The 5,296-nt window shown below is 68.0% G+C and carries 7 protein-coding genes and 1 pseudogene; 3 read left to right on the top strand and 5 right to left on the bottom strand.

The window, feature by feature from the left end; genetic code table 11:
- A pseudogene (locus ACFXJ5_RS41140) lies at window positions 1-152 on the bottom strand (diadenosine tetraphosphate hydrolase); the annotation flags it as partial.
- A gap of 312 nt (window positions 153-464) precedes the next feature.
- Between ACFXJ5_RS41140 and ACFXJ5_RS41135 the strand changes: the two are divergent.
- Together ACFXJ5_RS41135 and ACFXJ5_RS41130 are read left to right on the top strand one after the other, a co-directional pair.
- Window positions 465-812 (top strand): hypothetical protein, encoded by a 348-nt coding sequence (locus tag ACFXJ5_RS41135; protein WP_384643672.1) that lies wholly within the window; start codon window positions 465-467, stop codon window positions 810-812.
- A complete protein-coding gene (locus tag ACFXJ5_RS41130; RefSeq protein WP_384643669.1) occupies window positions 809-1,069 on the top strand; it encodes a hypothetical protein in 261 nt (86 codons plus the stop codon). Before ACFXJ5_RS41135 ends, ACFXJ5_RS41130 begins: the two co-directional genes overlap by 4 nt.
- Here the strand turns inward: ACFXJ5_RS41130 and ACFXJ5_RS41125 are convergent.
- The 4 genes from ACFXJ5_RS41125 to ACFXJ5_RS41110 all read right to left on the bottom strand — a co-directional run bounded on the left by ACFXJ5_RS41125 (window position 1,039) and on the right by ACFXJ5_RS41110 (window position 3,728).
- The gene (locus ACFXJ5_RS41125) at window positions 1,039-1,311 is read right to left on the bottom strand and encodes a hypothetical protein (RefSeq protein ID WP_384643666.1); all 273 of its coding nucleotides are present in this window, start codon (window positions 1,309-1,311) and stop codon (window positions 1,039-1,041) included. The genes ACFXJ5_RS41130 and ACFXJ5_RS41125 overlap by 31 nt on opposite strands.
- Window positions 1,312-1,330: 19 nt before the next feature.
- Window positions 1,331-1,990: an NADPH-dependent F420 reductase gene (locus ACFXJ5_RS41120; protein ID WP_384643674.1), complete on the bottom strand. Its 660-nt coding sequence runs from the start codon at window positions 1,988-1,990 to the stop codon at window positions 1,331-1,333.
- Between the two features lie 78 nt (window positions 1,991-2,068).
- Window positions 2,069-3,004: an SDR family oxidoreductase gene (locus ACFXJ5_RS41115; RefSeq protein ID WP_384643663.1), complete on the bottom strand. Its 936-nt coding sequence runs from the start codon at window positions 3,002-3,004 to the stop codon at window positions 2,069-2,071.
- Window positions 3,005-3,095: 91 nt separating this feature from the next.
- Window positions 3,096-3,728 (bottom strand): NADPH-dependent F420 reductase, encoded by a 633-nt coding sequence (locus ACFXJ5_RS41110; protein ID WP_384643660.1) that lies wholly within the window; start codon window positions 3,726-3,728, stop codon window positions 3,096-3,098.
- Between the two features lie 180 nt (window positions 3,729-3,908).
- Between ACFXJ5_RS41110 and ACFXJ5_RS41105 the strand changes: the two genes are divergently transcribed.
- Window positions 3,909-4,820, top strand: a complete 912-nt coding sequence (locus ACFXJ5_RS41105) for a LysR family transcriptional regulator (RefSeq protein WP_384643657.1) — start codon at window positions 3,909-3,911, stop codon at window positions 4,818-4,820.
- The last annotated feature ends 476 nt before the right edge of the window (window positions 4,821-5,296 follow it).

The raw sequence follows: 5,296 nt of genomic DNA, 5'->3' as shown, positions 1-5,296 counted from the left end.
TCGCGTGGATACAGCCACACCGGCATACCCACGAGTTCCGCCGGCTCCGCCTCAAACCGCGGCCACACCTGCGCATGCAGAAATCCATCGGTATTACCAAGAATCTCCAGGTTCACCCGCCGAAAAGCCGGATCCAACCGCCTGCAAGCGCGCGGTCACCGAGCGGAAAGCCACAGCCCGTTCGAGCGGCGGCAGGGAGGGTTCTGGCTCAGGCACGCGCGCGTCTCTCGCGAGGTGGCCATCAAGGCCTCCGGTCCAGCGCCGGCGCAACCCGCGTCCCTCTCCGTACCAACGGCCGGAAGGAACCTCCACCAGGGAGCTGATCGACAGGAAACCGCTGGTCTGGGCTCAATCCCCCTCGTGAATCGGACCAACGAGCCCTGGCCGGTGCGTAGCGCCATGCTCCGCGCCGACAGCCCGACCGGTACCGTACGAGGACCGACTCTCCCGCACCGGAGGACACCGTGAGCGCGCAGCCCGAGGGCCCGTACGGGCCGCTGATCCCTATGCCTGAACTCACCCCGGACGGTCTGCGGGCGGCCGTCGCCAAGATTGCCCCCAGCAGGATCTCCGCGCTCACCCAGCACCTGTTCGAGGCAACCACGAACGCTCAGCAGACGCAGAGCCTCGCCCCGCTGCGAGCCTTCGTCCACTCTTGGGCCGTGTTCATTGCGATCGAGCGGCATCCCGTGCGCGCGGCCCGCCTCCGCGAACTGGAACGGATCGTGGACGCGGGCGAACAGGACCCCACGGAGGCGATCACCGAGATTCGCGGGATCCGGGAAGCGGCGGAGGCAGAGACAGGGCTGTGACCGACTGGACGTGGGAATACAACCCCAGCGAGGAGTACGTCACCGGCGGGCTCCCGCCCGGCGTGGTGGCGGAGGTGGAGCGGCTGGTCACCGAACTCGCCGCGCTCGGACACGAGGCGATGAAGGTCGGCCGACCGGTCGACCGCGAGGGTGGACTGCGGGAGTTCGACATCCTCGCCGGACGTGGCTTCATCAGCTTCCTCGCCGTGCCCCGCCACCAATCCATCTATGTCTGCAGCGTCACCTGGTACGGCTGACACCACGCTCTGCGTTCAGCCTGCCCCGTCATCCCCAGCCGGGCAGCCGCGCCCAGGGTCGGATCGGCCTGACTCGACGGCCAGGCCCCGCCCTTGTCATTGCGGACCATGACCACCAGCGTTCCGGTGAGCTGGGCGCCGGCGCTGAGCAATTTCCTTACAGTGTCGGCAAGGATCACGGCGGTGACCTGATCGCGGGCCGCCATCACGTGCCGGGCGGCAGTGTCGACGGACCACATCACGGTTCGCGATAATTGACGGTTACCGCGTTGCGGTGGCCAGTGCTGCGCGGATGGCGTCCTCGCCGACCGGCTGGCCCTTCTCGTTCGAGTACGGCCCGTACGGTGTTCCCCACACCGGCGTGCCCGTCGCCTGCTGCCAGCTGTCGGCCAGCGTTCCCGCGTCCACCACGCTGTAGCCGATGGAGTCGATGAATTCGGTCGCCGCCGCCTTCGCCGGTGCGGAGTCACCGGCGATCGGCAGGTAGGAGCGGTCGGCCGCCCCAGCCGGGCGTGCGAGTGACAGCAGGTGCTTGAAGAAGATGTTGTTGAACGCCTTTACGAGCAGGGCGTCCGGGACGTACCGCAGAAGCAGCTCGCTCGAGGTGAGGGACTTGCTGTCGAGCTCGGGGATGTGCCCGTCACGCTCGGGGCCGTAGTTGCAGGTGTCGATGACCGTCTTCCCGGCCAGCGGCGCGGCGGGCACGTGGGGGAAGGCGCTGACCGGCACCGTGACCACGACAATGTCACCGGCCGCCGCGGCCTCTTCGCTCGTCGCCGCGGACGCCCGCGGCCCCAGTTCCTCGGCCGTGTCCACGAGCGTTTCGGGACCGCGCGAGTTGCTGAGCACCACCTGGTGCCCGGCCCCGACAGCGAGTCGCGCGAGGGTCCTGCCGATGCTTCCGCTTCCGATGAATCCCACAGTCGTCATACTCTCAACGTCCTTCAGAAGAGCCGAACTTGCCGGTTGCCGGGCTCGTTACGATCCGGGTTCCCGCCGTCAGCTGGCGGGGAAGTAATGGCCGTTGTCCAGATCGGCGAGCAGGCCGGGCCGGGCGGGTTCCCAGCCGAGGGTCCGGCGGGTGATGAGGTTGGATGCCGGGTAGCTCTGCGTGACGATATTCGTGAGGAATCCGAAGTACCCCGGCGTCATCAGGGCATCGTTGGGAACGCTCACGGCGGGCAGGCCCAGGCGGCTGGCGATGGCCTCGGCGATGTCGCCGAACGGGATGCCCCCGTCCTCGACCGCGTGCCAGTATTTGCCGGCCGGCCCCTTCTCCAGCGCCAGGCGGAACAAGGTGGCGGCATCGCGGATGTGCACGGCGTTCCACAGGTTCGCGCCGTCGCCGTGGTAGCCGACGAACCCCTTTTCCTTCGCGAGCGCGATCAGAGTGGGGAGGAAGCCGGCACGATCGGTCGTGCTGTGCGCGATGTTGGCGATCCGCACGACCGAAGACCGCACCCCCTGCTCGGCGAGGTCCACAACGGCCCTTTCCACGATGTTGCGGACCCGCAGGGTGCCCTTGTGCTCCTCGCCGGCGGGGAGGGCCGGGTCCTCCTCGGTGGCCGGCCGCTCCAGGTTCCCGGGCGAGCCGATGCTTCCCGCCGTGACCAGCGGCTTTCCGGTTCCCGCGAGTGCCTCGCCGTACGCGAGCATGATCGGGAGCTCCGCGGCGGCCACGGCGTCGAGCCCGCCGGAGGGCAGCAGATCCTGCCTGTGCGCGACGTGGATGACGCCGTCGGAGTCCGCGGCTGCCTCCTTGAGCCCGTCGAGATCCTGCAGGTTGCCGCGACGCACCTTCGCGCCGAGCGCGGACACGGCCGCCGCGGAAGCGTCCGACCGGGCCAGGCCGGTGACCTCGTGCCCGGCGGCGATGAGCTCGGGGATGATGTACGAACCGGAATGGCCGGTCCCCCCAGCGACGAAAACGCGCATTTAACTGTCCTTGTGAGGGTAGGTGCAGGGTCTTTTCGTGCCGTAAGTGAACTGGCGTAATGCGGCACGAGAGGTGGTGGTAGGGGTGCGCTCAGCCGAGAAGGGTGATGCCGAGGGAGAAATTGGTGTGCTTGACGGAGTGGTTCATGAGGCCCAACTCCAGCAGGCCGACGTTCTCCAGTGCCCGCGCCATGGACAGCTCCCCGGTGTCCCAGGGGCGCAGCCCCAAGCTCTCGACGAACGCCGACACGCGTGCCTTCGCCTGCGCGTCGTCGCCGGCGATGAACACGTCCAGAGGGCGGCCCTCGGCCGGGCCGGCCGCCAGAACGTGGGAGAACACAGTGTTGAACGCCTTGACGACATGCGCGTCGTCGGGAGCCGCCTTGGCGATCTCCTGTGCGCCGGAACTGCCGTCGGGGACGACGAAGCCCTGCAGGTCGGGGGCTACGGGGTTGGTGATGTCGACGATGACCTTGCCGCGCAGTGCGTCCCCGTACTCCCTCACCACCGCCGCCGCGCCAGCGTACGGCGCGGCGAGGATAACGATGTCCCCGGCCGGGGCGGCCCCGGCCGTCCCGACCGTGGCGCCGCCGAGCGTGGCGGCCAATTCCTTGGCCTTGGCCGGGTCGCGGCCGATGATCTCGACGGCGTTACCGCCGACGAGCGCCCGGCCGGCCAAGGTACGGGCCATGTTTCCCAGTCCGATAATGCTGATGCTGCTCATCGGTGTTCCTGCTTTCCGGGCTTTGGCCCTGCTGTCAACTTCCAGTGTCGAATTCTTGTGCCGAATTCACTTCGACGCCCCTAAGTGCCTGCTTTTTATGCTGCCATCGGGTCTGAGTGGCGTCCAAGACCTATTGAAGCCGTGGTGATACCCTGGGGGCATCACCGGGCTGGGGGTTCTATGGATCTGGATCTGCGCAAACTGCGTTACTTCGTCGCCGTGGCCGACCGGCTGCATTTCGGCCGAGCCGCCGATGAGCTCCATATCGCGCAGCCGGTGCTCAGCCGACAGATCCGCGCGCTCGAGCAGGATCTCGGCGCCTTGCTGTTCACCAGGGATCGCCACGGCGTAGAGCTGACAGACGCGGGCCGGCAACTGCTGGCCGACGCCGGTCCGCTGCTCGCCACAACCCACGCGGTCCGCCGCCGGGTGTCCGCGGCCGCCAGCGGCAGGCGGCGGCTGATGGTCGGTTTCCGGGCCGGCATCCCGGTCATCCCGGCGGCGCGGGCGTTCGAGGACCGGCACCCGGACGTGGCCGTGGACGTGCAGCGGATCGAAGGGGACGACCAGGCTGCGATGCTGCTCGACGGCCGCATCGACGTCGGCTATGTGCGGCTGCCCATCGACGAGGCAGGCCTGCGCGTCACCCCCCTGTACACCGAGCCGCGGGTAGCGGTACTGCCCGCCGGACACCGGTTGGCCGGCAAGGAGGAGGTCACCGAGGCCAACCTGGCCGGTGAACCGCTGGTCTGGCACGGTGACCCGAGCACGCAGCCCACCAAGCGCCCGCACCCTAATGCCGGGTACCCGGTGCGCGGGGTGGACGAGACACTCGAGCATGTCGCGGCCGGACGGGGCATCTCGTTCCTGGCCCGTTCGGCGTCCGTGTTCTACTCGCATCCAGACGTCGTCTATGTGCCTATCCCGGAACTGGCGCCCGACCAGGTGTGCCTCGCGGTGGCGGCATCGCACACCTCGCTGGTAGTGGATGACTTCGTCACTGCGGCTCAGTCGACGGCCGAGATCACGGCAGAATGTGGGAACTATGAGATGTGGCAGCTTGGAGGCGATGCCGTCACAAGGCACGCTTGAGCAGTTCGACTGACCCGGTTCATCATGCGCTGAAGAGTGAAATGGCCTGACGGAGTGGTGCTGTTGCGGCTGACCTCTGAGACGGTTCCGTTCTTCGGCCAGCAGTTGTCTGAGGGGGCCGGAAGCACCTGAGACCGACTGGAAGTACGTGCTGCGGACGCGGCTCAAGTCGGCTGATCGCCCTGTCGTCGGAGCGGAGCCGTTCACCGACGGTCTGCCGTTCGTAGCGTCGGGAGTCGGTCCCTGGGATCCAGAACCCGACGGCGGGTTCCAGCCGGACGTGTTGGCTGCCCGCCTGTTGGCCTTCGTTTCGGGCTGGCGTGGCCGAGACGGGCCGCTCACTGATGATCAGCGTGAATGGTTCAGCTGGCTCGGTCCAGAAGTCAACGCCGTGCTGCCCCGCGGAAGAGCGCCGCGGTGGAGTGGATGAGGGGGGTGGCAAGTCTCCGGCTCGTAGAGGTTCTGAAGATGCGGGG

It is taken from the genome of Streptomyces sp. NPDC059373 (assembly GCF_042751495.1).
Lineage (GTDB): Bacteria > Actinomycetota > Actinomycetes > Streptomycetales > Streptomycetaceae > Actinacidiphila.
Note: the sequence above shows the minus strand (reverse complement) of the source record. Positions and strands in the feature narration are given on the sequence as shown.

Excerpts from the sequence above, each read along its gene's own strand:
- ACFXJ5_RS41115 (WP_384643663.1), bottom strand. The coding sequence starts at position 3,004 with ATGCGCGTTTTCGTCGCTGGGGGGACCGGCCATTCCGGTTCGTACATC.
- ACFXJ5_RS41110 (WP_384643660.1), bottom strand. The coding sequence starts at position 3,728 with ATGAGCAGCATCAGCATTATCGGACTGGGAAACATGGCCCGTACCTTG.
- ACFXJ5_RS41105 (WP_384643657.1), top strand. The coding sequence starts at position 3,909 with ATGGATCTGGATCTGCGCAAACTGCGTTACTTCGTCGCCGTGGCCGAC.